Source organism: Phenylobacterium sp., from assembly GCF_004297125.1.
Lineage (GTDB): Bacteria > Pseudomonadota > Alphaproteobacteria > Caulobacterales > Caulobacteraceae > Phenylobacterium.
In genome coordinates this window covers 58,504-82,910 of sequence record NZ_SCVD01000026.1, presented here as the reverse complement: position 1 = coordinate 82,910, position 24,407 = coordinate 58,504, and the positions used below count along the sequence as shown (strand labels likewise).

Here is a 24,407-nt window from a genome sequence, read left to right as displayed (position 1 = left end):
CTCGACGTGGAGGCGATCAAGGTGCGGCGGGGGCGCTGAGGGACGGTTGCTTTGGCCGGAGGCGGCGCCTTTACGAAGCCCGGGAGGACGAGCGCAGACCGGCGAGGTGTCGACGCGCCTCAGAGACCCCTGAACGAGACGAGCAGCCGGGACACTAGGGAGCAGAGGCCTTGCTTCCCTGCGCCGCGGCCGCTTCCGGGCGGGTCTCTCGCGTAGACCGATCCGGATCCAGGACGCTGTAGAGAACAATGGCGCCGAAGGCGATCAGCAGCAGAGCAACCTCTCGCCATCGAGCCCTGCGGCGGCGGGCGATCTCGCGATCGACGCGCGAGACGTCGCAGCGATCAGCGCTCATCGGAAGCCGCCGATGCATGGATCAGGCGCAGCGTGCGCCGCGGCCGTGCGGTGACCATGCGGGGCGTGAAGCAGTGCAGCTCCTGCACGGCGGCTTCGACCACAACCATGCCGATCAGCCCGCCGTCCGCGTCCGCGCGTGCCAGGCCGCAGGCGAAGGTCGTCGCATCGGTGGCGAGCGTGAAGGCGCCTTGGTCGGCCGTGTCACGCGTTACGCTCCAGAGGCCGAGGTGCGGCGCGACGAGGTACTTGCGCGTGCGCTCCTCGGCAGGCTCACGCGGTCCCGGCATGATGGGCCTCCGTGCGCGCCACCGTCTCCGCGAGCCGGATGAGGTCCTCCAGGGCCTCGTTGCGGGCGTCGGCACGCCAGACCAGCCCGTAGCCGATCTCGGCGGTGTCGCTGAGGATGGGCCGCAGGCAGACGCCGGGATAGAACGCGCCCAGGCTCGCGCCCGGCGACACCGAGACGCCCATGCCCAGCGCCACCAGGTCGAAGAGCGTATCCCGCTCCACCGGGTGGTGCATGAACCCGGCGGGCGCGCCGCCCAGGGCCTGGACGATCGTCTTCTGCAGGGCGCGGTCGCCGCCGCCGTCGCCGGCCAGGAGGATGATCTCGCCGCGCAGGCCGGCGGTGGTCACCGAATTGTCGACCGCCAGGGCATGGCCTTCCGGCAGCACGGCGATGAGCCGCTCGCGCCAGAGGGGCGCCTGCCGCCATTCCCGCCGCGCGGAGCCTTCCGGCGCGATGGCCGCGTCGATGCGGCAGGCGTCGAGCTCCTCACGCAGGGTCACGTCGTCGAGATCCTCGACGACCAGGTCCACGTCGGGGTGGGCGGCGCGGAAGTCGGCCAGCAGCTTGCGCGCCGTGCCCCAGTGCAGGGAGCAGAGGAGGCCCAGGGTGAGCGTCCGGCGCGGGCGCGACGCCCAGCGGGGGAACATCTCGCCCTCGTCCCGGAAAGGCTGTGCGGCGCCGGACGTGGGGACAAGGTGAACGGCCGGCAGGGTGGGCCGCGAGCCCAAACCCAGCAGGGCCCAGTCTGAACGTCGGATCATGGTCAGGCCGCCTTGCGCCAGGCATGCGCCACGCGACGCGCCACATGGACCTCGCGGTGCGCGCCGTGGACGCATCGCTCGACTGCATAGCCATGGTCCTCGAGGAGCCGATGAATGGGATCCTTCCGGCCGATCGCCGACGCGGGCACGGGCGACTGGAACACCAGGACGCCGCCTTCGCGCACATGGGGGCCGGTGGTCAGCAGGCGGCGAAGCGTCGGCTCATCGCAGGTGTGGGCGATCAGCAGGGCGTCGGCTTCCTCATGCGGGCAGCCTTGGCCGGACTTGACGTAGCCGACCTGGTCGAAGCCGTGGCGGCAAAGCCAGAGCAGGGCCGAGAGGCCGCTGGAGCCGGTGACACGGATCACGCTCGTTTTGGTGACTTGGGCCTGCGCAAGCAGCGAAATGAGCGGATCGCCGGTGCGCAGGCCGTTGGGACCATCTTGGGTCATCGGAACGGGAAACTCCGAAAGCGAAGGCCGACAGGGCCTCCAGACGCCGGCATACTCGCCCGGAGCCGCGTAAGGGTTCGATGCGGAAGTGGCGGCCTGGGATAAGCGAGGCATCAAGGCCTCGGGTGGCCGCGGGCGCCCGGTCAGTCCCTTCGGCCGCGGGTGCGCATGGTCAGGCGGCCTGTCGCGGGGCGAACGCGCGGCGACGCGCGAGGATGAGCGCGCCGCGGCTCGAACCCAAATGGCGCTCGAGCGTGAAGCCGGCGTGCTGCAGCAGCCATTCGACGGCCGTCAGGCTGGCCCCGGGACCCGCCTTGAGCTGGAAGATGAACGCGCCGCCCGGCCGGACCTGGCGGCCGACGGAGAGCAGGCGCTTCAGGTCGAGCTCACCGCAGGGCTGGGCGACGAGGACCACATCCGGTTCCTCGTGCGGCGAACCCTCGCCGGCGCACACGCAGCCCGCCTGATCATAGTCATGGCGGCGGAGCCCCAGGACGACGGCGAGGGCGCCGGGGCCCGCGACGCGGATGCTGGCGAGCTTCGAGACGCCGGCCTGTTCCAGGAGCGCGACGACAGGGGCGGTCTGGAAGCGGCCATCTGGGGGAGGTTTGGGCATGTCCGAAAGGACCTCGCTGGACGGAGCCCTGGGCTCTCGCGGGTGGGTTTGTCCCACGACGGCGCGTAAGGCCTCCATTCGGATTCTCGGCCGAGGCGTAAGTGAAGCATCAGGGCCGCCCGCAACAGCGGGAGGCATAGCCCCGACCGTCGTCCCGTCCGGCCCTTATACTTTCTTGATCATTCGCAACGCGGTTCCACATAGAGCCCTTACGTTGCTCGCGAGTAGCTTCCCCCCTCATCGCTAGGACCGGGGCTTACCATGCTCGACATCCTCTACATTTCCATCGGCCTCGTCGTGTTCGGCGTCTTCGCCGCCTACGTCCATGGCCTGAGGGGCATCTGATGCTTGCCAACATCATCTGGGGGCTCGGAGCCCTCGTCATCGGCGGCTACATGGTCGTCGCCCTGCTGCGTCCGGAGAAGTTCTGATGAACCCTCAGGGCTGGGCGGAGATCGCCCTCACCATCGCGCTCACGGTCGCCTTGGGCTGGCCGCTGGGCATCTATCTCGGCCGCGTCTGGGCCGGTGAGAAGACCTGGCTCGACCCGATGCTGAAGCCCGTTGAGCGGCTGGTCTACGCCGCCTGCGGCGTGAAGCCGGAGAAGGGCCAGACCTGGGTCCAGTACGCGCTCAGCATGCTGGCGTTCAGCGCCGCGAGCTTCGTGGTGCTCTACCTGATCCTGCGCTTCCAGAACCTGCTGCCGCTCAATCCGCAGGGGTTCCCGGGGCTCTCGTCGCACCTGTCGTTCAACACGGCGGTCAGCTTCGTCACCAACACCAACTGGCAGTCCTATGTGCCGGAGACCACGCTCTCGACCTTCTCGCAGATGGCGGGCCTCACCTCGCACAATTTCCTGTCCGCGGCCGCCGGCATCGCCATGGCCGCCGCCGTGGCGCGCGCCTTCGCGTCCAATCGTTCGGACAACCTCGGCGACTTCTGGGTCGATCTGACCCGGATCAGCCTATACGTCCTGCTGCCGATCTCGCTGGTCATCGCGCTCGCCTATGTGGCGCTGGGCGAGCCCCAATCGCTGCTGGCCAATGTGACGGCCCAGACGGTCGAGGGCGGCAAGCAGACGATCGCGCTCTATCCGGTCGCCAGCCAGGAGGCCATCAAGCAGCTTGGCACCAACGGCGGCGGCATCTTCAACGCCAATTCCGCGCATCCGTTCGAGAACCCGAACGCGATCACCAACCTGATCGAGATCCTGTCGATGAACGCCCTGTCGCTTGCCTGCGTCGTCGCCTTCGGCCGGATCGTGCTGGCCCGCAAGGAGGCGCGCGCCATCGTTGCGGCGATGGTGATCCTGGTGGCCGGCGGCGCCTCGGTGATCTACGCGGCTGAAACGCAGCGCCCGCCCGCCCTCGTCGCCGCCGGGGCCCAGTCGGACGTCAATATGGAGGGCAAGGAAGTCCGCTTCGGCGCGCCCTCCACGGCCGTCTGGGCGGCAGCCACCACCGGCGCCTCCGACGGTGGCGTCAACGGCATGCACGACAGCTTCATGCCGCTGGGTGGCGGGATGGCGATGTTCCTGATCCAGCTCGGAGAGATCCTGCCCGGCGGCGTCGGATCGGGCCTCTACGGCATGCTGGTCATGGCCCTGATCGCGGTCTTCGTGGCCGGGCTCATGGTCGGGCGCACGCCGGAGTACCTGGGCAAGAAGGTGGAGGCCAAGGAGATCAAGTTCGCCATGCTGGCGGTGCTGATCCTGCCGCTGTCGATCCTGGGCTTCACCTCGGTCGCCCTCGTCCTCCCCGCTGGACTCGCCGGCCTGCTGAACCACGGCCCGCACGGCCTGTCGGAGATCATGTACGCCTACACTTCGGCGACCGGGAACAACGGGTCGGCCTTCGCGGGCCTCACCGCCAACACGCCCTGGTACAACACCACTCTCGGCATCGCGATGCTGCTCGGCCGGTTCGCCTATGTGATCCCGGTCCTTGCCATCGCCGGCGCTCTCGCCGCCAAGCCGAAGCTCGGCGCCACCACGGGCACATTCCCGACCGATGGCCCGCTGTTCGTCGGCCTGCTGATCGGGGTGATCCTGATCATGGGCGGCCTGCAGTTCTTCCCCGCCCTCGCCCTCGGTCCGATCGTCGAGCACTTCCAAGCGCTCGCCGCGGTCGCGGCCCACTGAAACCCCTGGGGCAATTGAAATGACCATGACCTCCGCGCCTCTGGGTGAGCAACGCCGCAAGGCCGCCACCCTCGTCGGCAGCTTCTCCGGGCCCGTCTTGGCCCGCGCCGCCCGCGACTCCTTCGTCAAGCTCGACCCGCGCAAGCTGCTCGCCAATCCGGTGATCTTCGCGACCTGGGTCGTGGCGCTGCTGGCGAGTTTCTCCACCGTCCTGGCGATCGGCCAGGGCGGGGCCTGGGGCTTCGCGCTGCAGATCGCGCTCTGGCTCTGGGCGACCGTGCTGTTCGCGAACTTCGCGGAGAGCGTCGCCGAGGGCCGCGGCAAAGCCGCCGCCGACAGCCTGCGCGCCACCCGGGTGACCACCAAGGCCAAGCTGCTCGCCGATCCCGAGAAGACCGCGGTCACCATGACGCCCGCCAACGAACTGCGCGTCGGCCAGGTGATCCTGGTCGAGGCCGGCGACGTCATTCCGTCCGACGGCGAAATCGTCGAAGGCATCGCCTCGGTGAACGAAGCCGCCATCACCGGCGAGTCCGCGCCCGTGATCCGCGAGAGCGGCGGCGACCGTAGCGCCGTGACCGGCGGCACCACCGTGGTTTCCGACTGGATCAAGGTGAGGATCACCTCCGAGGCCGGGAACACCTTCCTCGACCGGATGATCGCCATGGTCGAGGGCGCCGACCGCCGGAAGACGCCCAACGAGATCGCGCTGGCGGTGCTGCTGGCCGGCCTGACGCTGATCTTCCTGATCGCGGTCGTGACCCTGCTGGGCCTGGGCGCCTACTCCGGCGTGAAGCTGGACCCGATGGTGCTGGGCGCGCTGTTCGTCTGCCTGATCCCCACCACCATTGGCGGTCTGCTCTCGGCGGTCGGCATCGCCGGCATGGACCGCCTGCTGAAGGTCAATGTGCTGGCCACCTCCGGCCGCGCCGTGGAAGCCGCGGGCGATGTCGACACCCTGCTGCTGGACAAGACGGGCACCATCACCTTCGGCAACCGCATGGCCACCGAGCTGATCCCCGCGCCGGGCGTACGCGTCGAGATGTTGCAGAAGGCCACGCTCCTGGCCTCGCTGGGCGACGAGACGCCGGAAGGCCGCTCCATCGTCGAACTCCTGCGCAACCAGGGCTTCAGCCTGGAGGCCCCGGCCGGGGCCACGGTCATCCCGTTCAGCGCCAACACCCGCCAGTCGGGTCTCGACGCCGGAGGCCACAGCTGGCGCAAGGGGGCGGTGGACGCGGTGCTGAAGGACTCCGGGCTCGAGGTCAGCCAGGCCCCGGCGGAGTTCAACGCCGCCGTGGATCGCATCGCCCGCTCCGGCGGAACGCCGCTGGCGGTGTCCGAGAACGGCGTGCTCTTCGGCGTGATCCACCTGAAGGACGTGGTGAAGCCCAATGTGAAGGAGCGTTTCGCCGACCTGCGCCGCATGGGCCTGCGCACGGTGATGATCACCGGCGACAACCCGGTCACCGCTGCGGCCATCGCTTCTGAGGCCGGGGTCGACGACTTCCTCGCCGAGGCGACGCCTGAGGACAAGCTGAAGCTGATCCGCACCGAGCAGGCCAAGGGCCGGTTGGTGGCCATGTGCGGCGACGGCGCCAACGACGCCCCGGCCCTGGCCCAGTCCGACGTGGGCGTGGCCATGCAGACCGGCGCCCAGGCCGCCCGCGAGGCGGGCAACATGGTCGACCTGGACTCCGATCCCACCAAGGTCATCGAGATCGTCGAGACTGGAAAGCAGATGCTGATCACCCGCGGCGCGCTCACGACCTTCTCGATCGCCAACGACGTGGCCAAGTACTTCGCCATCATCCCGGCGCTGTTCGTGGTGGCGCTGCCGGCGCTGGGCGCGCTCAACGTGATGCAGCTTCACAGCCCCGAAAGCGCGATCCTGTCGGCCGTGATCTTCAACGCCCTGGTGATCGTGGCGCTGATCCCGCTGGCGCTCCGCGGCGTGAAGTACCAGGCCATCGGGGCCGGCAAGCTGCTGCAGCGGAACCTGCTGATCTACGGCCTGGGCGGCATCGTCGCGCCGTTCGCCGGGATCAAGCTCATCGACCTGGTCGTATCGGGCCTGGGGCTCGCGTGATGACCCAGGTTCTGATTCCGGCCCTCCTGCTGGGCTCCACCCTCCTGCTCGCGCTCGGCAGTGCGCGGGTGCAAGCGGCGGCGGACGCCGTCCCTTCTCGCTTTTGAAAGATCCCAAGATGACGACCCGTAAGACGTTCCAAAGCCAGTTCGGCCCCCGCGCCATGGCCGCGATCTACCTCGGCATCGCCCTTTCGGTCACTGTCGGCGCCGTCCGCGCCTCGGCCGAGGAAGCCGCCGGCCCGAGCTTCGCCTTCAATATCGGCGCGAACACCGACTACGTGTTCCGCGGCATCAGCCAGACCGACGAGGATCCGTCGGTGTTCGGCGGCGTCGACGCCACCCTGGGCCTGGGCTACGCCGGGGTCTGGGTCTCGAACGTCGACTTCGGCAACGGCACGGATGTTGAGTTCGACCTCTACGCGGGCGTGAAGCCGAGCGTCGGCCCGGTGACCTTCGACCTGGGGGTGATCTACTACGGCTACACCGACCAGCCCTCCGGCTCGAACGAGGACTATTGGGAGGGCAAGGTGGCCGCGTCCGTGCCGGCCGGACCGGCGACGCTGGGCGCCGCCGTCTACTATTCGCCGGAGTTCTTCGGGAAGACCGGCGACGCCTGGTACTACGAGGTCAATGCCGCGCTTCCGATTCCGAACACGAAGTTCAGCGTGTCGGGCGCGCTCGGCCACCAGGCCGTTGACATCGGCCCGGGCTATACGACCTGGAACGCCGGCGTCGGCTACGCCCTCACCGATCACATCGGGCTGGACGTCCGCTACTGGGATACCGCCAAGGACAAGTTCGGCGATATCTCCTCCAGCCGCGTCGTCGGCGGCCTCAAGGTCGTCTTCTAGGAGACCCTGCACATGCTCGCCCAAGCCCGCGCGGCCATCGTCGCCACGCTCTTCTTCACCCTTCTGCTCGGCGTCGCCTATCCATTGGCGGTGACCGGCATCGGGCAACTGGCCTTTCCCGCCCAGGCGAACGGCAGCCTGATCCGTGACGCCAAGGGCCAGGTGGTGGGCTCATCGCTGATCGCGCAGAGCTTCACCAAGCCCGAGTACCTGCATCCGCGGCCCTCCGCGGCCGGAGCCGACGGCTACGACGCCTCGGGATCCTCGGGCTCCAACCTCGGGCCGCTCAACGAGGACCTCGCCAAGCGGGTCGCGGAAGGCACGAAGGCGATCCAGGGCGAGGGCGCCGGCCCGGTCCCGGCCGACGCCGTCACCACATCAGGCTCCGGCCTGGATCCGCACATCTCGCCGGAGAACGCCCGCCGACAGGCGGCGCGTGTCGCGGCCGCCCGCGGCATCCCGGTGGAGCAGGTGGAGAGGCTGATCGCCGCGAATACGACCAGCGCCTGGTTGGGCGTCTTTGGCCAACCGACGGTGAACGTCCTGCAGACCAACCTCGCCCTGGACGCGGCGGCTCCAGCCAAGCCCGCGGCCCCGGCCGGGTAGCGCAGGCGACGGCCGGCGATGCAACCCGAGGAACCCCGCCGACCCGACCCGGAGGCGCTCCTGGCCGCCGCCAATAAGGCGCGCCGGGGGCGCCTCAAGGTGTTCCTGGGCATGGCGCCTGGGGTCGGCAAGACCTACGAGATGCTCCGCGCAGCGCGCCGCCGGAAGGCCGACAGCGACGACGTGGTCATCGGCGTGGTCGAGAGCCATGGCCGGCGCGAAACCGAGGCGCTGCTGCGCGGCATGGAAGTGTTCCCGCGCAAGCCCATCGAATACAAGGGCCGCGCCCTGATGGAGTTCGACATCGACGGGGCCCTGGCCCGCCGGCCGAAGCTGCTGATCGTCGACGAATACGCCCACTCCAACGCCCCCGGCTCCCGTCATCCCAAACGCTGGCAGGACGTCGAGGAATTGCTCGGAGCCGGGATCGACGTCTGGACGACGCTGAACGTCCAGCACCTGGAAAGCCTGGTCGACGTCGTGCAGCGGATCACGGGGGTGCGTCAGCGGGAGACCGTGCCGGACTCGGCGCTGTCGCGCGCCGACGACATCGAACTGGTCGACATCACGCCCGAGGAGCTGCGCGAGCGGCTGGCCGAGGGCAAGGTCTATGTGCCCGAGACGGCCCGTCTCGCCGCCGACAACTTCTTCAAGCCCGAGAACCTGACGGCGTTGCGCGAGCTCGCCCTGCGCCGGATGGCGCAGACCGTCGACGACCAGTTGATCGCCGCCATGCGCGAGAAGGGGGTCGAGGGCCCCTGGGCGGCGGGCGAGCGGATCGTGGTGCTGGTCGCCGGCGACCCCATGGCCAACGCCCTGGTGCGCGCCGGCCGTCGCCTCTCCGACATGATGATGGATGCGCCCTGGACTGTGGCGCATGTGGAGCAGCCCAACCGCAAGCCGCCGTCTCCGCAGTCGCAGGGCCGGCTCAGCGAGGCGCTGAAACTCGCCGAGCAGCTGGGCGGCTCGACCGTCATGCTGACAGGGGACGATGTGGTCGCCTGCGTGATGGACTATGCGCGGCGCAACAACGTCACCCAGATCGTCATCGGCAAGTCGCGCGACAGCCGCTGGCGGGAGCTGCTGGGCCGCGCGCTCGCCATCGCCCTGCTGCGCGAGGCGCGGGGCGCCGCGGTCCATGTCGTCACCGAACCGGCGGAGGAGACCGCGGCGCCGGCGGAACACCCGACCAGGCTCGGCCCCCCGCAGTGGCGCGGCCAGCTTGGGGCGCTGGCCATGGTCGTTGTGGCGGGCCTGGTGGCGACGCTCACCGACCAACTCGCCTCGGGCGCCAACCTGGCGATGATCTTCCTGCTGAGCGTCCTGGGGTCGGGCCTGGCCTTCGGCCTCTGGCCGGCCGTCACGGCCGCGGCCCTGTCGGCGGGCATCTACAACTTCTTCTTCCTGGAACCGCGGCTCTCGCTGGAGATCGGGCGCTCGACCGACGTCCTGACCTTCGCGGTCTTCTTCGTCGTCGCCATGACGACGGGCTGGCTGACGGGCCGCATCCGCGACCAGGCGCTTCAGACCTCGGCGCGGGCGGCCGCGATCCGCTCGCTGCTGGCCTCGAGCCGGCGGCTGTCGGGATCCGCCACGCGCGAGGAGACCGCCCATGCGCTGGCCGAGCAGATCTCGGCCGCCGCCGGCGCCAAGGCGATCGTGCTGCTGCCGCTGGGGGAGGAGATCCAGCCGGTCGCCGGCGCCCCGAAGCTCGAGGTCCTGGGCGCGGCCGCCATGGCCGCCGCGCGCTGGGCCTGGGAACGCGGCGAGGCGGCCGGGCACGGCACCGGAACCCTGCCGCAGACAAGCTGGACCTATTGGCCGCTGCAGGGGGTGCGCCATCGCGTCGGCGTGGCCGGCGTCGAGGCCAACGCCCTGCCGCCCGGCTCGGACCAGGAGCGGCTGGTGCTGGCCCTTATCGACCAGGGCGCGGTGGCCCTGGAACGGGCCGACCTCGCGCTCTCGGCGGTGGAGACCGAGACCCTGCGCCGCTCCGACCGCTTCCGCGCCGCCCTGCTCAATTCCATCAGCCACGACCTGCGCACCCCGCTCTCGACGGTGCTGGGCTCCACCACCACCATGATCGAGTACGGGGAGGGCATGCCGGCCGCCACCCGGGCCGACCTGTTGGAAAGCGTGCGCGAGGAGGCCGAACGGCTCAACCGCTACGTCGGCAACCTTCTGGACATGACCCGGCTGGAGGGCGGCGCGCTCAATCTCCGGACCGACTGGGTCGATGTCCGAGATGTGCTCATGGCCGCCGCGGAGCGGGTCTCGCGGCGCCTCGAAGGGCGTCGCATCGACCGGGATTTCCCGTCGGAGCTGTCGCTGGTCCGGCTCGACCCGAACCTGCTGGAGCAGGCGGTGGTCAACATCCTCGAGAACGCCATCGCCTACAGCCCGGACAAGACCGCCATCGAGCTGGCCGCCTACGAGGACCGGTCGAACATCGTCATCAGCATCGAGGACGAGGGCAAGGGCATCCCGACCGCCGAGCTGGAGCGGGTGTTCGAGAAGTTCCGGCGCATGGAGGAGCCGACCGATCGGTCGAAAGGCGCCGGCCTTGGCCTTTCGATCTCGAAAGGCTTCATCGAGGCCATGGGCGGGCGCATAGCTGCCGCCAGCCCGATCCACGGCGACCACGGCACCCGGGTCCTGATCAGCCTGCCGAAAGCCTTTCCTGCGTCCGAGGCGCCCCAATGAGCATCCATCCCCGCGTCCTGGTGATCGACGACGAGCCGCAGATCCACCGCTTTCTACGCGCCGCCCTGCAGGCCGACGGGTTCGAGCCGCTGCGCGCGGATACGGGCGCCGAGGGCCTGCGGGAGATCGCCCGCACCGCGCCCGACGCGGTCGTGCTCGACCTTGGGCTGCCGGACATGGACGGCAAGGACGTGCTGACCAAGGCGCGGGAATTCTATCACGAGCCGATCATCATCCTCTCGGCCCGAGACCGCGAGACCGAGAAGATCGAGGCCCTGGATCTTGGGGCCAACGACTATGTGGAGAAGCCGTTCGGGGTGGGCGAACTGCTGGCCAGGCTACGCGCGGCGATGCGGCAGCGGTCGCACGCCTCCGAGCCGCCGCCCTCGATCATCAGCAGCGGGCCGCTCACCATCGATCTTCCCCGCCGCCTGGTGACCCGGGGCCAGGAGCTCGTGCATCTTTCGCCCAAGGAATATGACCTGCTCGCAAAGCTGGCGCTCAACGCCGGCAAGGTCATGCAGCATCGGGATCTGCTGATCGCGATCTGGGGACCCGCCCACGTCGACGACACCCAGTACCTGCGGGTGTTCATCGGCCAGCTCCGCCAGAAGATCGAGCCCGACGCGGCCAAGCCGCAGATCATCCTCACCGAGCCGGGCATCGGCTACCGCTTCGCCACCGACGACATGATCCGGCTCGCGCCCCAGGGCTGACGTTCACGAGCCGTCGGCGTCGGCGCCTCAGATGCTGACCTGTGTCCCCATCTCCACGACCCGTCCCGGCGGAATGTGGAAGAAGTCCGTCGGGTCGGCGGCGTTGCGTGCCAGCCAGATGTAGAGCTGGCCCATGCCGAACGGCAGCGGCGAATGGGCGGAGCGGACAAAGCTGCGGCGTCCGACGAAGAACGAGGTGTTCATGATGTCCATCTTGATCCCCTGGCCCCGCAGGGCGGCAAGGGCCAGCGGGACGTTGGGGGTCTCCATGTAGCCGTGGGTGAGCACGACGCGGGTGAACTCCGGCGTCAGCGGCTCGACGACGGCGCGGTCCTCGGGCGCCACGCGCGGCGTCTGGGCGCTGCGGACAGCCACCAGCAGGTTGCTCTGATGCAGGACGCGGTTGTGCTTGAGGTTGTGAAACAGCGACCCTGGCACGCGCGCGGGGTCGGCGGTCAGGAACACTGCGGTTCCAGCCACCCGGTGGGCCGACCGCGACGACAGGGCCGGCAGCATCTCCTCGACCAGGGGATTGTCGCGCTCCACCTTGCTGCGGATGAGGGCGGTCCCGCGCGCCCAGGTGATCATGAGGAAGACGATGGCCGCGCCGATGAGCAGGGGGACGAAGCCGCCGGAGAGCAGCTTCAGCGCGTTGGCCCCCAGGAACACCGCGTCGATGGCGAACAGCGGTCCAATGAGGGCCAGGGCGCCCCAGAGCGGCCACTTCCACTTGCGGGTCACGACGATGAAGGCCAGCGAGGTGGTCACGACCATGGTGCCGGTGACCGCCAGGCCATAGGCGTGGGCCATGGCGCTGGAGGTGTGGAATATCCCGATCAGCAGCACCACGCCCAGCCCCAGCAGGAGGTTGATCTGCGGGATGTAAATCTCGCCGGCCTGGGTCTCGGACGTGCGGAGCACGGTCAGGCGCGGCAGGTATCCCAGCTGGATCGCCTGGTTGGTCAGTGAGAACGCGCCGGTGATCACGGCTTGGCTGGCGATCACGGTCGCCAGGGTCGCCAGCACCACCATCGGGGCGCGCAGCGTCACGGGCGTCATCTGGAAGAACCAGTCCTGGTTGGCGATGGCCCCGCCGTGCGCAAGCGCCACCTGGTGCAGGGCGAACGCGCCCTGGCCCATGTAGTTGAGCGTCAGCGCCGGCAGGACGAAGAACAGCCAGGACGCCTGGATCGGCCAGCGCCCGAAATGGCCCATGTCGGCGAACAGGGCCTCGGCCCCGGTCACGGTTAGGAAGACCGACCCCAGCACGAACACGCCGGCGACACCGTGGTTCAGCAGGAAACCCACCGCGTGGTGGGGGCTGATCGCCAGGAGGACGCGCGGTTCCGCCAGAATGTGGGGGACGCCGACGCCGGCGATGGCGACAAACCAGACCAGGCAGATCGGCCCGAACCAGCGGCCCATCTTGGCCGTGCCGCGCGACTGCACGAGAAACAGGACCAGCAGGATGGCGAGGCTGGCGCCGATCACCACCCCCTGGGTCACACGCTCGCCGAGCGCGGGGACCGATCGCAGGCCTTCAACCGCTGACAAGAGGGAGATGGCCGGAGTGATGATGGCGTCGCCGTAAAAGAGGGCGGCGCCCGTCACGCCCAGCATGAAGATCAGCGGGGTCCGCCGCCCGACCGCCGCCTCCGCGAGCGCCGCCAGCGAGAGCACGCCGCCTTCGCCGTTGTTGTCCGCGCGCATTAGGAAGAGGACGTACTTGACGGTGACCACGATGATCAGGGCCCAAAGCGCGAGGGAGACCACGCCCATGGCGGCGGCGGAGGTCACGCCGCCCGCCTGGCCCAGGGCCTCGCGGAACGAATAGAGCGGGCTGGTGCCGATGTCGCCGAAGACGACGCCGACGCTGCCGAGCGCCAGGCCCCAGAACCGGCGGCGGTCCGTGGACCCCGCGGCGGCGTCGCGCGCGACCGCGGTCACGGGCGCCTCGCGTGCGTCGGTGGCGTCAGGCTGCTGATGGTCATCGTGGCTTGCGACTCTGGGGCGGGCCCGCCAACGTGGTGCGCCCGAACCTCATGTGTCGCCGGAACGGCTCGCAGCCGGCCGCGCAGCCGAGCAGTGGGTGCGCGGCGGCTTTGACGGGGGGCCCATTGCCTCGCTGGTCGGACGGCGAAGTGGGACGTGCGACGGGTTCGGCCATGGGGTCCTCGGGCGGGTTCGCCGAAACCGCGTCTATTAGGCCGCCTGCGCATAAAGATTCGATATGATTCTTATCAGCGCACATCGGCCCTGCGCGGGGTCCTGGACGGCCGGCCGACCCTGTCCCAGCTGCCTCTCGCACACTGATCTAAGTCAAGTTGGTCGGGCCGTCGTCGTGCGACATGCCATCGACTATCCGAGGCGATACCGGACACGGACCGCATGAGGTCAAACCTCCTTCTTCGCGAAGTGCTGCCGTTCTTCCTGTCGCTGATGGCCCTGGTCGGCGCGGCGCTCCTCGTGGACGCAGGGTTGCACCTGCTCGACGCCGTCTGGATTGGCCGCTACCTCGGCATTCCAGGCGTCATCCTGATCCTGGCCTCATTCGGGCACTCCCTGCGCAAGCGCGGTGTCATCCAGGGTGGCGACCCTATGCTCCTGCTTCGCCTGCACGAGTGGCTGGCGTGGGCGGGCTCGTTGCTCGTGCTGGTGCATGCCGGCGTCCATTTCAACGGCGTCCTGGCCTGGCTCGCCCTCGGTGCGATGCTGATCAACATCGGCAGCGGGCTGACGGGCAAGTTCCTGCTCCGCCGAGCCCAGGCGTGGCTGAAGGCGGCGCGCACCGAGCTGAAGGAGGAGGGGCTGCCCGATGCGGAGATCAAGGCGCGCCTCCACCAGGACAGCCTGACCGTCGACATCGTCAGGCAGTGGCGGAAAATCCACCTGCCGATCGCGCTCGCCTTCACCGTCCTGTCCTTGGCCCACATCATCGCCGTCTTCATCTTCTGGGGCTGGAAATGACGCCGAGATGGGTCTGGATCGGCCTGAGCACGGTCCTTGCCGCGATCCTGGTGCTCGCCTTCCTTTTTCCTCACCAGATGGTCAGTCCGGGGGACCTCCAACCGGCGCACGCAGGTCTGCAGCAGGATTGCTTCGCCTGTCACGATGCATTCCGAGGCGCGGCTCCCGAGCGCTGCGTCAAATGCCACGTTGTGGCCGACATCGGCCGCCGCACGACGAAGGGCGCGCCGATCGCCTGGTCGCGGATGCCGCCCTTCCACGAGGCGCTGCTTGAGCGGGACTGCATGGCCTGTCACACGGACCACCCGCGGCCCAGGCTTACGCGCAACCTGGCGCCGGCGTTCGACCACGCGCTCCTGAAGCCCGACGTGCGAGGCCGATGTGCGACGTGCCACGGCCCGCCCAAGGACGACCTTCACCGCGGCGTCACCGCGTCCTGCGGTCAATGCCACAGCACTCAGGCGTGGAAGCCCGCGAGCTTCGAACACAGCCGGTATTTCAGCCTGGCGCCGCCCCATGACGCGAAGTGCTCCACCTGCCATGTCGGAGGAAACTACCGCACCTACACCTGCTACGGCTGCCACGAACACCAGAAGGCCCGCATGGAAGCCGAGCACCTCGAGGAAGGCATTCGCAACATCCAGAACTGCGCGCGCTGTCACCGCAGCGCTGACGACGAACACGGGGACGGCGACCGGCGTTCCAGGGAGACCGACGAGGATTGATCAGCCGGCGTGGAACCCAAGCGCGAGGCCGCCCAAGCCGAGGCGTCGGTGAGGTAGGGCATGCGCAGAGCGCGGTGCGCCACTGCTTCCAGCGGCAGGGGATCAGCGTCAAAGACGTATGGCAGGTCCCGTCCGCAAGGGTGCTGTCGTGATGGCGTGATCGGTCTGCGGACGGCGGCGCTGCCGTGGAGAGCGACGGCGCGCAATCCCCCAGAATGTCTGAACAATCTGGGCGACATCCGTTACTGCCTTCGACTATTGAACTTGCATGACGATAGCCGTTCCGACCGCTCATTCCGGGCGCAGCCGTGTGAAGGACGTCGCGCAGGCGCTGCGCGCCGAGATCCAGGCGGGTGAGCGCGCGCCAGGTGCGCCGTTGCGCGAGGTGGCGCTTGCCGAGGCGATGGGCGTGAGCCGGGCCACCATCCGCGAGGCGCTGCGACACCTGGCGGCGGATGGTTTGGTGCAGGTCGAGAAGTTCCGTGGTGCGCGGGTCTCGTCGCCGACCGCCTTCGAACTTTTCGATCAGTTCGAGATCCGCGCCGCGCTGTTCGGGATGTCCGCACGGTATGCCTGTTTCCGGGCGTCCGACAGCGACCTCGCCGAGATCGTGGCCCGCATCCGCAACCTCGTCGAGACCGCCGCGTCGCAATCGGCGGCCTGGCGGGTCGAGGAGGGTGTGGAGATCGGCAGCATGATCAGCCGGCACGCCGGTCCCGACGCACGGGCGATCCTGGCGGGCTCCCACCGCAAGGCCCGCTGGCATCTGTCATCTTTGGGCCTGGACGAGCGTGGCTTCGTAGGGCCGGTCGATGAATGGCGCCGGCTGGCGTCGGGGCTGGAGGCGCGGGACGCCGACGCCGCGTCGGATGCGGCGCGGCGGATCATCTTTCGCATGCAGCAGGAGGTCACCCAGGCCGTCATCGCCCGTGGCGGTCCGCCGGACCCCGCCTAGGGGATGGATCGCCGGTCGTTGACGAAGTCGATGTCCGGGTTTTCGCCGATGAACATCGATATCGCCTCCACGAAGAGTCCGCTGCCGCCCCACGGCGGCGCGGGCAGTTTCGGCGCCGTCAGGAACGCCGCCTTCCAGGCCGCGTAGTCGTCGAACCAGAACTCGGCGACCCTTGGGTATTCCGCCGCTTTGGCGAGCGTTTCGTAGCTGGCGTAGCGCCTCACGCCCGGCAGCTTGGCGGCCTGCGGGGCGTAGACGTCGCGATACCAGGCGTCGCCTTGCTCCAGGGGCGCACCCTTCGGATAGCGGAAGAAGATGATCCAGCGGAGGTAGGGGTTCTCCTTTGGGGGGGTGTCTCCATTCACATAGACATGCTGCGGGTTCACCGGGATCGACGCCGTCGTGGACTCGAAAGGCGGCGCCTTCCAGCCGCCCGGTGGGGGCGTGAACGATTGAAGGCCGCCGTAGAGGTTGTTCGGCCGTGTCTCCTGGAAATCGGCCAGGCTATCGAACTGGATTTCAGTCATCCGCCCATAGAGCAGGGGATAGGCCTTCTTCGCCTCGTCGGGCGGGAGGTAGCTGCGGAACGACACGTAGTTGCGCTGCCACGCCTTGAACGCCCGGCGCACCTGGGGAGCGTGGAACGTCATGTACCAGCGGTCGAGGACCAGCTGGTCGACCCCCGGCTTCAGGTCGATGAGGATGTAGTGTTTCATGGCGCCGACGGCGGCGGCGGGCGTCGCCGCGGCGGCTGCGAGCGCCGCCGCGCCCAAACCCAGGGCGGCGCGACGATTTAGAGCGTCCAACATGAATGCCTCCTTCATGGCAGGGCCAGAGCTACGAGCCGGTGCGGCTCGCTGCGGAAGCCCATGCCGCAAATGATCAGTTGCCGCCCGCCCGCGAGGCACGTCATCGGCGGGCCGAGGGTGTAGCCGGGCAGGGCGATCTCCGCGACCAGCTCGCCGGTGCGCTTGTCGTAGGCGCGCAGCATCTTCTTGCCGTAGCGCGGGTCGTGGGGGCCTTCCCCAACGAACAGAAGCGTGCGGGTGACCAGCGGTCCGGCCCGCTGGTTCGAGCCGATCCATCCGAGTTTGAAGGGCGCCAGCGCCGGCGAGTCGGTGGCGCCGGGACCGTTCGGGCGGCTCCAAAGGTGCTCGCCCGTATTGAGGTCGATGGCCGTGATCCGGCTGTACGGCGGCTTGGTCAGGGGCAGGCCGCGTGGCCCGGTCACGACCCGCGCGCTGCCGGCGATCTCTTCGGTCTCGTTGGCGGCCGCCTTGCGCTCGCCGTCCGGGTCCAGCGCCATGGCGGCGATGGAGGATTGCGACGGAATGAAGATGACGCCTGTCTCGGGGTCCACGGCGGCGCCGCCCCAGTTGGCGCCGCCGACCCACGCGGGTCGGGTGATCGTCGGTTTGGTCCCGTAAGGCGTATAGAGCGGCCCGCCCACATAGGTCTCGAGAATCGCCTTTGCCTCGGCATTGAGCTCCGGCGTGAAGTCGATCAGGTCGGCCTCGCCGATCCCCTGGGGCTCGAACGGCTTCGGCCGTGTCGGGAAGGGCTGGGTCGGCGACGTCTGTTCGCCAGCGATCGTGCTCTGGGGGACCGGCCGCTCCTCGATCGGCCATACCGGCTTGCCGGTGCGCCGGTCGAAGACGAACAGGAAGCCTTGCTTCGTCGCCTGGGCCACCGCCTTGATCCGCCGGCCATCGACCGTGACGTCCACAAGGTTGGGCGCGCAGGGGAGGTCGTAGTCCCAGACGTCGTGATGGACGAACTGGTAGTGCCAGCGGCGTTTTCCAGTGGTCGCGTCCAGGGCGATCAGGCTGTTGCCGTAGAGATTGTCGCCGCCGCGCCGGCCGCCATAGAAGTTGTTCGTCGGGCAGGTGCCCGGCAGATAGACCAGCCCCAGCTCGTCGTCGGCGCTCATCGGCGCCCAGATGTTGGCGTTGCCGTTTCGCTCGGCCGTGCCCGCCGCCCAGGTCTCGTAGCCCGGTTCGCCCTTCATCGGAATTGTGTGGAAGGTCCACTTCAGGGCGCCGGTGCGGACGTCGAAGCCGCGGACGTCCCCCGGCGGCATCTCCGAGATCACCTCGCGATCGTGGATGTACTGGCCGACCACGACCACGTCGCGGCAGACGATGGGAGGCGAGGTGGTTCCGAAGAGGTCGACCGGATCGGCCGCCAGCTTGCGCTGCAGCCCGACGCGGCCCAGGTCGACCTCGCCGTCCACGCCGAAGCCCGCGACCTTCGCGCCTGTGGCGGCGTTCAGCGCGATCAGCCGGTTGTCGCCCGTAGCGATCAGCACCCTACGGTCGCGGCCTTCAGCCCAATAGGCCACGCCGCGATGCTGGAAGCCCTTGCTGGTGAAGCGGCCGTGCCGCCAGGTCTCGGGATCGAAGCGCCACAGCGTTCGGCCCGTCGCCGCCTCGATCGCCACGACCTGGCACATGGCCGTGGACACATAGAGCACCCCATCGACCATGATGGGGGTCGCCTGGAACTCGCCCGGCCGCAGCTGGGGATTGGCCGCCAGGACTTCCGCATCCGGCGAGCGCCACTCCCAGGCCAACTGCAGCCGCGCCACGTTGCTGGCGTCGACCTGGTCGAGCGGCGAATATTTCGTGCCTGCGTTGGTGGCGCCATAGGCGGGCCACTCGCCGGGTCGACGCGGGGAGGCGGCCTGGGCCAGCGGCGCGGCGCCGAGGGCGAGCAGGCTTGCGCCGGCGGCCAGTAGCCGCCGCCGATCGATCCGCGGCCCCGAGCGGTCAGGCTCCATCGTCGCCCTCCCCTAGAACCGGCTGCGGAACTGCAGGATGTACTCCGGCCCCGGCGTCGCCGCGAGGAAGCCCGTTCCGTAGAAGAACTCGTAGCGCTGGTTCAGGACGTTGGAGGCCTTCAGCGCCACTTCCCAGTCCATTCCATGGCGAATGCCGGCGCGCAGGGACAAATCGCGGTTCTGATCCCGGCTCTGCAGATTGGTGATGTTGTAGAAGCCGTCCCACTCGCCCTTGTAGTTGGCGTTGAGGAAGCCCTCGATCCTTCCGGCGATCGGTCGCGACCATGTGGCGTTGGCGGTCATCGCGAAGTCCGGCGCGCCGTTCAGCTTGTTGCCGTCGATGATGCCGATGGGCGAGCGGATCTTCGAGTCGAGCCAGGTTCCCGAAAGCGTGTAGACGAACCGTCCCCCGATCACGGGCGGGGCGAGGATGCCGTTCAGCTCGATCTCCACCCCATCGGCCTTCGCGTCGCCGAGGTTGTCCAGATAGATGAACTGCCCGCCGCCCTGCGCCGCGAAGCGCGTGCCGGTGTCGCTCACCAGGACGTCGTCGTAGTCCGTCTTGAACGCAGCGGCGCTCACCTGCAGGGCGCGTGACATCTCGTACTTGACGCCCACTTCGTAGGCCTTGCTGCTCTCCTCGTCATAGGCCAGCGGCGTCGCCGGGGCGCCCGGCAGGACGTTCGACGTGCCGAAGTCGCGGTTGTACCCGCCCGCGCGGAAGCCGGTGGCGAAGCGGGCATAGAGATTGAGGCGGGTGGTCGGCCGCCAGCTGAGCGAGCCGCCATAGGTCCAGTTGACGAAGGTTCGTTCGCGCTTCGGGATGCTGCCGACCATGGGGGCGCCGTTGGACAGGCCGCCGAACAGCTCCTTCTGGTCCTGCGTCCACCGGAGACTGCCCTCGATGGTCACCGTCGGCGTGATCTTGTAGGCGCCGGTCCCGAAGGCGCCGACCGTTCGGTTGTCGCTGTCCAGGATTGCATACGAGGCCGGGACGGGCGCCGCGCCGTTCATGCGCCCGAGGCTGACGACGATGTAGCTGTCGCTGAGCTTGCGGAAGTCGCCGCCGGCGGTCCAGTCGAGCGCGCCCCAGGTCCCGTTGAGCCGGACCTCCTGGTAGAACACGTTCACCTGGTCGGCGATGGTCGAATAGCAGTTGTTGTTGCGGCACGTGGCGCCGCCCGCGATGTTCGGTTGGCCGTTCGCCAGCAGCGGGGCGCCTGGGTATCGGCCGTCGTCGTCGGCGATGGCCAGCGAGTCGCGCCATCGGATGTTTGTGCTGGAGGTGAGCTGCACCGCGCCCAGGTCGGCGTTGATGACGAGGTTGCCGTTGGCGACGTTCTGCCGGAGCCGTTGCTTGGTGTTCGCCTCGGTCTGCGTCTGATAGTCGTAGGTCTCGGGTATCGCCGGGTACTTGCGCCGCGAGATGTCGACTTGGGCGCCCACTGGGTCATCCAGTCGCGAAACATCCAGGGTCAGGACGGCGCGGAAGGCGTCGTCCGGCGTGAAGGCCAGCGCCACGCGGGCGCCACGGTAGTCGCCGCCGTCGACATTCTCCTTGCGGAACGTGTTGTAGACCCGCCCGCCGTACTCCTCGGTGATATCGACGCCGACCCGCAGGGCGAGCACGTCGTTCAGCGGCAGGTTCACGATGCCGACGGCGTTGATCCCCTCCATGTTGAAGTTGTAGCCGCCCTCAAGCTGCGCGGAGAACTCGCGGCCGGGCGCCTCGCTCGCCACCGAGATGACCCCGCCCACGGCATTCGCGCCGTAGAGCGAGCCCTGCGCCCCACGCAGCACCTCGATCTGGCCGACGTCGAACAGGTCCATGCGGGCGAAGCCCCGACCGCCGATGTTGCCGCCCGTCACCTGTGCGCCGTTGCGGATCAGGGCGATCGCAGAGTCGGCGTTGACGTTCCGCCCGGCCTGGCCGGCTCCGCGGATGGCGAACTCGCTGTTGACGTTGTCGTTGTCGACCAGGCTCACGCCCGGCAGCAGGGTGGCCAGGTTGCGCAGGTCGGTGGCGCCGCCCGATTCCTGGACCCGCTCACCCGTCAGGACGCTGCCGGCCGCCGGCACATCCTGAAGACGCTCCTCGCGCTTGCGCGCGGTGACGACCAGTTCGGTGACGACTGTGTCGTCGGCGATGGTCTGTGCTGCCGCGGGCGAGCCCATCAGCAAGGCCCCCGCCACACCCCAGCGCATGATGGCTGACATTTGTCTCCCCCCTCGTATCGCCCGCGTGGCGACCATTCTTGTCCCGCCCTATAGCAATATTGAGGAAACAATAGAAAGGGATTGTTCGGACAATAATGTGAGGGTGCGAGGCGCGATCGAATGATGGGCCAGGTGGATCGGCGGGGCGTGATGCTGGGCGGAGGCGCCGCGGCGTTCGCCGCCGTTCGCGGCGCAGCGGCGGCCAGGGCGCCTGTGACGGCGGACGGCCTCAGGCCGGCGTTCTTCTATGCCTTCCCGCTCTATGAAATGGCCCGGATCGCTCAGGAGCGCACGGCTGCGGCGGGCGGGACCGGCGGCCTCAACACGATCACGCACCGCGCGCAGCTGTTGGACCACCGCGCGCGCCAGGTGAGTGGTCCCAACAACGACACCATATATTCGTCGGCGTTCCTGGACCTCGCGGGGGGCCCGTTGGACCTGATCATCCCAACCGAGCGCGATCGATATTTCTGCGTCGCGTTCATGGACGCCTTCACCGACAATTTCGCCTATGTCGGCGCCCGCGCCACGCATGGGCGCGGCGGTCGGTTCTGGGTCGTCGGTCCCCATTGGCGCGGAGCGCCCCCGCGCGGCGCGCAGGTGATCCGCGCGCCCACCAACGATGTCTGGATGCTGGCCCGCATTCTCGTCGACGGACCTGGAGACCTGCCTGCGGCGCAGGCGCTGCAGCGCCAGATTGCCCTGGTTGCGCCGGCGGGCCGCCCGCCGCCGGGCCCCTGGTCCAATCGAGCCACTCATGCCGCCGACGGCGCGAACTTCCTGGCGGTCGTGAACGAGGTTTTGGCCCGTTCCGCCGGCGGCGGGAGCCAGCTTGCGCGCGCGACCCGCTTTTCCTCCGTCGGGGTCGGAACATCCCGCGCACCGGATGCGGACCTGCTGGCCGCATGGAACGCCTGGATCCCCGCCGGGCTCGCCGAACTGCAGGAGGCGTTCCAGTACCGGGACTTGGTTGTCGACGGCTGGAGCTACCAGGAACCCGGCGTGGGTGAATTCGGGACCAAGGATCGGCTACGCGCCGCCGTCGCGCTCGGCGGCATCGCGGCCTTGGGTGAGGCCGAGGCGATGTACTTCCACGCGACGCGCGCCGCCGACGGGACCCTTCTCGACGGGCGCCGGGCCCACCGCTGGCGCGTCCCGGCCGGGGGCGTGCCGGCGGACGCCTTCTGGTCGCTCTCCATGTACGCCGCCGAACCGGACGGGCGGTTCTTCTTCGCGGACAATCCGATTCATCGTTACGCCATCGGGGATCGCACGCCCGGTCTGGTGGTCGCCGCGGACGGCAGCCTGGATATCCTGATCCAGCACGAACCGCCGGATGGCGTTCTCGCCGCGAACTGGTTGCCTGCGCCGGCCGGCCCGATGCGCCTGGCGCTTCGCGCCTACATGCCACGACCCGAGCTGCGGCGCCGGCGGTGGCGTCTGCCGCCTTTGCAGGCGGTGGCATGACGACGCCCCACGCATGCGCATCGAAGGTGCGACGCCGAACCCGCGAGGAACGATGACGATGAACCGACTTGGCCTGGCCGCCTGCGCGGCAGCTCTCATGGCTTTGGCCGCCAGCCAGGCTGTCGCGCAGACGGTCCACACGGCGGCCGGCGCCGTGGCAGGCGTCACGGCGGACGGCGTCTCGGCCTGGAAGGGCGTCCCGTTTGCAGCGCCGCCCATCGGCCCCCTGCGCTGGCGCCCGCCGCAACCTGCAGCGCCGTGGCCTGGCGTCCGGCCCGCCGACCGCGCGGGCCCTGCGTGCCCGCAGCCCGAACGTGGCGATGGCGGAGCCGGCGCGCCGCCCGCACAAAGTGAGGATTGCCTGACGTTGAACATCTACGCGCCGAAGGGCGCGCGGAATCTGCCGGTGATGGTCTGGATCCATGGCGGAGCGTTCCGCCTGGGCTATGGCGCGGCGCCTGTCTACGACGGCGCGGCGCTGGCCCGGCAGGGCGTGGTGCTTGTCACCATCAACTATCGGCTGGGCCTCCTCGGCTTCTTCGCCCACCCGTCGCTCACCGCTACTGCGCCGCCCGGTGAGCCGCTGGGAAACTACGGCCTGATGGACCAGCTCGCGGCCCTGCGCTGGGTGAAGGCGAACATCGCCGCGTTTGGCGGCGATCCGCGCAATGTCACGGCTTTCGGCGAAAGCGCAGGCGGCTCCAGCCTCATCTACCTCCTGGCCAACCCCGCCGCGAAGGGCCTGTTCACCCGGGCGATCGTCGAATCCGGCGGCGGCCTGCAAAAGCCGGCCAGCCTGGCGGAGATCTCCCGACGCGGCGAGGCGGCGGGGACAAGGCTCGGGCTCCCGGCGGACGCCTCGATCGACGACTTGCGCGCCCGGCCGGCGCAGGACTGGGTCACCGCGCAAGGCGGCTTGCAAGGGGGGCTGGGCTTCGGCCCGTTCATTGACGGCCGGCTGGTCACAGAGGCGCCGTGGCGGGCGTTTAGCGCCGGGCGCGCCCTGGACGTGCCGCTGATCGTCGGCGCCAACTCCAACGAGGCCAGCGTGCTGTCGACCCTTGGCGTGCCGGCCGGCGCGTTTGCGGCCGCGGTCGGGGACCGAATGAGCGCCTTGCGCCCGCTCTACGGCGCAGAGACGTCCGACGCGGAATTCACCCGCCAGGCGCTGGGAGATGCGGTGTTCGTCGCGCCGTCGCGGTGGATCGCGTCGGCCACGGCGAAGGGGCAGCCCAGCTATCTCTACTATTTCTCGTATGTCGCGGCGGCCCGGCGGGCAGCGGTTCCGGGCGCGAACCACGGCTCGGAAATCCCCTACGTTTTCAAGTCGTGGGAAGCCACGCCCGTGCTTTCGCGACTGATGACTCCCGAGGACAAGGCTGTGTCCGAGATGATATCCGCCTGCTGGGTGTCATTCGCAAAGGCCGGTCAACCGGATTGCGGTCCTGCTTCTCCGTGGCCGGCCTACGATCCCGCAGACGACATACAGATGGAGTTCTCGGCTCAGAGCGGCGCGCGCAGGGTCGGACGCGCTGCGGCGCTCGACTTGCTTGTTCGTGACGCGACACGGCCTCCCAGCCGCGAATTCTAACTGCGCGCTCCAGGCCCCGAAGCCAACTTCCTCCCCCGGCGAGTAGGCTGTCGGTTGAGGCGGAGTGCGGGCGTTCCGATGATCCCGGAGCGTGGTCTGGAGCCTTGATGGATGTTCGGAGCGT

At 69.1% G+C, this 24,407-nt stretch carries 20 protein-coding genes; 12 read left to right on the top strand and 8 right to left on the bottom strand.

Going from position 1 to position 24,407, the window contains the following annotated elements; all coding sequences use genetic code 11:
* Positions 1-344: 344 nt before the first annotated feature.
* The 4 genes from EPO51_RS19280 to EPO51_RS19265 all read right to left on the bottom strand — a co-directional run bounded on the left by EPO51_RS19280 (position 345) and on the right by EPO51_RS19265 (position 2,475).
* Positions 345-644 (bottom strand): hypothetical protein, encoded by a 300-nt coding sequence (locus tag EPO51_RS19280; protein ID WP_293353589.1) that lies wholly within the window; start codon positions 642-644, stop codon positions 345-347.
* Positions 628-1,407 (bottom strand): LysR family substrate-binding domain-containing protein, encoded by a 780-nt coding sequence (locus EPO51_RS19275; protein WP_293353587.1) that lies wholly within the window; start codon positions 1,405-1,407, stop codon positions 628-630. The genes EPO51_RS19280 and EPO51_RS19275 overlap by 17 nt, the downstream gene beginning before the upstream one ends.
* A 2-nt stretch (positions 1,408-1,409) precedes the next feature.
* Positions 1,410-1,859, bottom strand: coding sequence for a hypothetical protein (locus tag EPO51_RS19270; RefSeq protein ID WP_293353585.1), 450 nt, complete (start codon positions 1,857-1,859; stop codon positions 1,410-1,412).
* Positions 1,860-2,031: 172 nt separating this feature from the next.
* On the bottom strand, positions 2,032-2,475 hold the full coding sequence (locus EPO51_RS19265; RefSeq protein ID WP_293353583.1) for a hypothetical protein: 444 nt from the start codon (positions 2,473-2,475) through the stop codon (positions 2,032-2,034).
* Between the two features lie 344 nt (positions 2,476-2,819).
* Between EPO51_RS19265 and EPO51_RS28090 the strand changes: the two genes are divergently transcribed.
* The 7 genes from EPO51_RS28090 (at position 2,820) to EPO51_RS19235 (ending at position 11,582) form a co-directional block, all read left to right on the top strand.
* Entirely contained in the window at positions 2,820-2,906 is an 87-nt protein-coding gene (locus EPO51_RS28090; protein WP_363201070.1) for a potassium-transporting ATPase subunit F, read from the top strand.
* Entirely contained in the window at positions 2,906-4,615 is a 1,710-nt protein-coding gene (kdpA, locus tag EPO51_RS19260) for a potassium-transporting ATPase subunit KdpA (protein WP_293353581.1), read from the top strand. The genes EPO51_RS28090 and kdpA overlap by 1 nt, the downstream gene beginning before the upstream one ends.
* 25 nt (positions 4,616-4,640) lie before the next feature.
* Positions 4,641-6,704 carry a potassium-transporting ATPase subunit KdpB gene (gene kdpB / locus EPO51_RS19255; protein WP_293353579.1) on the top strand — a complete coding sequence of 688 codons (2,064 nt, stop codon included), beginning with the start codon at positions 4,641-4,643 and terminating at the stop codon, positions 6,702-6,704.
* 118 nt (positions 6,705-6,822) lie between these two features.
* The gene (locus tag EPO51_RS19250) at positions 6,823-7,557 is read left to right on the top strand and encodes a TorF family putative porin (protein WP_293353577.1); all 735 of its coding nucleotides are present in this window, start codon (positions 6,823-6,825) and stop codon (positions 7,555-7,557) included.
* 12 nt (positions 7,558-7,569) lie between these two features.
* Positions 7,570-8,163 carry a potassium-transporting ATPase subunit KdpC gene (gene kdpC / locus EPO51_RS19245; RefSeq protein WP_293353575.1) on the top strand — a complete coding sequence of 198 codons (594 nt, stop codon included), beginning with the start codon at positions 7,570-7,572 and terminating at the stop codon, positions 8,161-8,163.
* Between the two features lie 18 nt (positions 8,164-8,181).
* Positions 8,182-10,866 (top strand): sensor histidine kinase, encoded by a 2,685-nt coding sequence (locus EPO51_RS19240; protein WP_293353573.1) that lies wholly within the window; start codon positions 8,182-8,184, stop codon positions 10,864-10,866.
* Positions 10,863-11,582, top strand: a complete 720-nt coding sequence (locus tag EPO51_RS19235) for a response regulator (protein WP_293353571.1) — start codon at positions 10,863-10,865, stop codon at positions 11,580-11,582. The genes EPO51_RS19240 and EPO51_RS19235 overlap by 4 nt, the downstream gene beginning before the upstream one ends.
* A gap of 27 nt (positions 11,583-11,609) precedes the next feature.
* Here EPO51_RS19235 and EPO51_RS19230 read toward each other — a convergent pair whose 3' ends face one another.
* Positions 11,610-13,529, bottom strand: coding sequence for a potassium transporter Kup (locus tag EPO51_RS19230; RefSeq protein ID WP_293353569.1), 1,920 nt, complete (start codon positions 13,527-13,529; stop codon positions 11,610-11,612).
* Between the two features lie 441 nt (positions 13,530-13,970).
* Here EPO51_RS19230 and EPO51_RS19225 point away from each other — a divergent pair, with 441 nt between their 5' ends.
* The 3 genes from EPO51_RS19225 (at position 13,971) to EPO51_RS19215 (ending at position 16,229) form a co-directional block, all read left to right on the top strand.
* Positions 13,971-14,549, top strand: a complete 579-nt coding sequence (locus tag EPO51_RS19225; protein WP_293353567.1) for a hypothetical protein — start codon at positions 13,971-13,973, stop codon at positions 14,547-14,549.
* A complete protein-coding gene (locus EPO51_RS19220; protein ID WP_293353565.1) occupies positions 14,546-15,274 on the top strand; it encodes a cytochrome c3 family protein in 729 nt (242 codons plus the stop codon). The genes EPO51_RS19225 and EPO51_RS19220 overlap by 4 nt, the downstream gene beginning before the upstream one ends.
* A 310-nt stretch (positions 15,275-15,584) precedes the next feature.
* Positions 15,585-16,229 (top strand): GntR family transcriptional regulator, encoded by a 645-nt coding sequence (locus EPO51_RS19215; protein ID WP_293353563.1) that lies wholly within the window; start codon positions 15,585-15,587, stop codon positions 16,227-16,229.
* Here the strand turns inward: EPO51_RS19215 and EPO51_RS19210 are convergent.
* The 3 genes from EPO51_RS19210 to EPO51_RS19200 are packed head-to-tail and all read right to left on the bottom strand — an operon-like array spanning position 16,226 to position 21,225.
* Positions 16,226-17,038 carry an EthD domain-containing protein gene (locus EPO51_RS19210; RefSeq protein ID WP_293353561.1) on the bottom strand — a complete coding sequence of 271 codons (813 nt, stop codon included), beginning with the start codon at positions 17,036-17,038 and terminating at the stop codon, positions 16,226-16,228. The genes EPO51_RS19215 and EPO51_RS19210 overlap by 4 nt on opposite strands.
* Positions 17,039-17,049: 11 nt before the next feature.
* Complete coding sequence (locus EPO51_RS19205; protein ID WP_293353559.1) at positions 17,050-19,008, bottom strand: pyrroloquinoline quinone-dependent dehydrogenase; 1,959 nt, start codon at positions 19,006-19,008, stop codon at positions 17,050-17,052.
* A 12-nt stretch (positions 19,009-19,020) separates the two neighbouring features.
* The gene (locus tag EPO51_RS19200) at positions 19,021-21,225 is read right to left on the bottom strand and encodes a TonB-dependent receptor (RefSeq protein WP_293353557.1); all 2,205 of its coding nucleotides are present in this window, start codon (positions 21,223-21,225) and stop codon (positions 19,021-19,023) included.
* A gap of 213 nt (positions 21,226-21,438) precedes the next feature.
* Here EPO51_RS19200 and EPO51_RS19195 point away from each other — a divergent pair, with 213 nt between their 5' ends.
* Both EPO51_RS19195 and EPO51_RS19190 read left to right on the top strand, forming a co-directional pair.
* Positions 21,439-22,692 (top strand): DUF1254 domain-containing protein, encoded by a 1,254-nt coding sequence (locus tag EPO51_RS19195; protein WP_293353555.1) that lies wholly within the window; start codon positions 21,439-21,441, stop codon positions 22,690-22,692.
* A gap of 58 nt (positions 22,693-22,750) precedes the next feature.
* Positions 22,751-24,283 (top strand): carboxylesterase/lipase family protein, encoded by a 1,533-nt coding sequence (locus tag EPO51_RS19190; RefSeq protein ID WP_293353553.1) that lies wholly within the window; start codon positions 22,751-22,753, stop codon positions 24,281-24,283.
* The last annotated feature ends 124 nt before the right edge of the window (positions 24,284-24,407 follow it).

Coding starts and splice junctions, on each gene's coding strand:
- EPO51_RS19280 (WP_293353589.1), bottom strand. CDS start 644: ATGCCGGGACCGCGTGAGCCTGCCGAGGAGCGCACGCGCAAGTACCTC.
- EPO51_RS19275 (WP_293353587.1), bottom strand. CDS start 1,407: ATGATCCGACGTTCAGACTGGGCCCTGCTGGGTTTGGGCTCGCGGCCC.
- EPO51_RS19270 (WP_293353585.1), bottom strand. CDS start 1,859: ATGACCCAAGATGGTCCCAACGGCCTGCGCACCGGCGATCCGCTCATT.
- EPO51_RS19265 (WP_293353583.1), bottom strand. CDS start 2,475: ATGCCCAAACCTCCCCCAGATGGCCGCTTCCAGACCGCCCCTGTCGTC.
- EPO51_RS28090 (WP_363201070.1), top strand. CDS start 2,820: ATGCTTGCCAACATCATCTGGGGGCTCGGAGCCCTCGTCATCGGCGGC.
- kdpA (WP_293353581.1), top strand. CDS start 2,906: ATGAACCCTCAGGGCTGGGCGGAGATCGCCCTCACCATCGCGCTCACG.
- kdpB (WP_293353579.1), top strand. CDS start 4,641: ATGACCTCCGCGCCTCTGGGTGAGCAACGCCGCAAGGCCGCCACCCTC.
- EPO51_RS19250 (WP_293353577.1), top strand. CDS start 6,823: ATGACGACCCGTAAGACGTTCCAAAGCCAGTTCGGCCCCCGCGCCATG.
- kdpC (WP_293353575.1), top strand. CDS start 7,570: ATGCTCGCCCAAGCCCGCGCGGCCATCGTCGCCACGCTCTTCTTCACC.
- EPO51_RS19240 (WP_293353573.1), top strand. CDS start 8,182: ATGCAACCCGAGGAACCCCGCCGACCCGACCCGGAGGCGCTCCTGGCC.
- EPO51_RS19235 (WP_293353571.1), top strand. CDS start 10,863: ATGAGCATCCATCCCCGCGTCCTGGTGATCGACGACGAGCCGCAGATC.
- EPO51_RS19225 (WP_293353567.1), top strand. CDS start 13,971: ATGAGGTCAAACCTCCTTCTTCGCGAAGTGCTGCCGTTCTTCCTGTCG.
- EPO51_RS19220 (WP_293353565.1), top strand. CDS start 14,546: ATGACGCCGAGATGGGTCTGGATCGGCCTGAGCACGGTCCTTGCCGCG.
- EPO51_RS19210 (WP_293353561.1), bottom strand. CDS start 17,038: ATGTTGGACGCTCTAAATCGTCGCGCCGCCCTGGGTTTGGGCGCGGCG.
- EPO51_RS19205 (WP_293353559.1), bottom strand. CDS start 19,008: ATGGAGCCTGACCGCTCGGGGCCGCGGATCGATCGGCGGCGGCTACTG.
- EPO51_RS19200 (WP_293353557.1), bottom strand. CDS start 21,225: ATGTCAGCCATCATGCGCTGGGGTGTGGCGGGGGCCTTGCTGATGGGC.
- EPO51_RS19190 (WP_293353553.1), top strand. CDS start 22,751: ATGAACCGACTTGGCCTGGCCGCCTGCGCGGCAGCTCTCATGGCTTTG.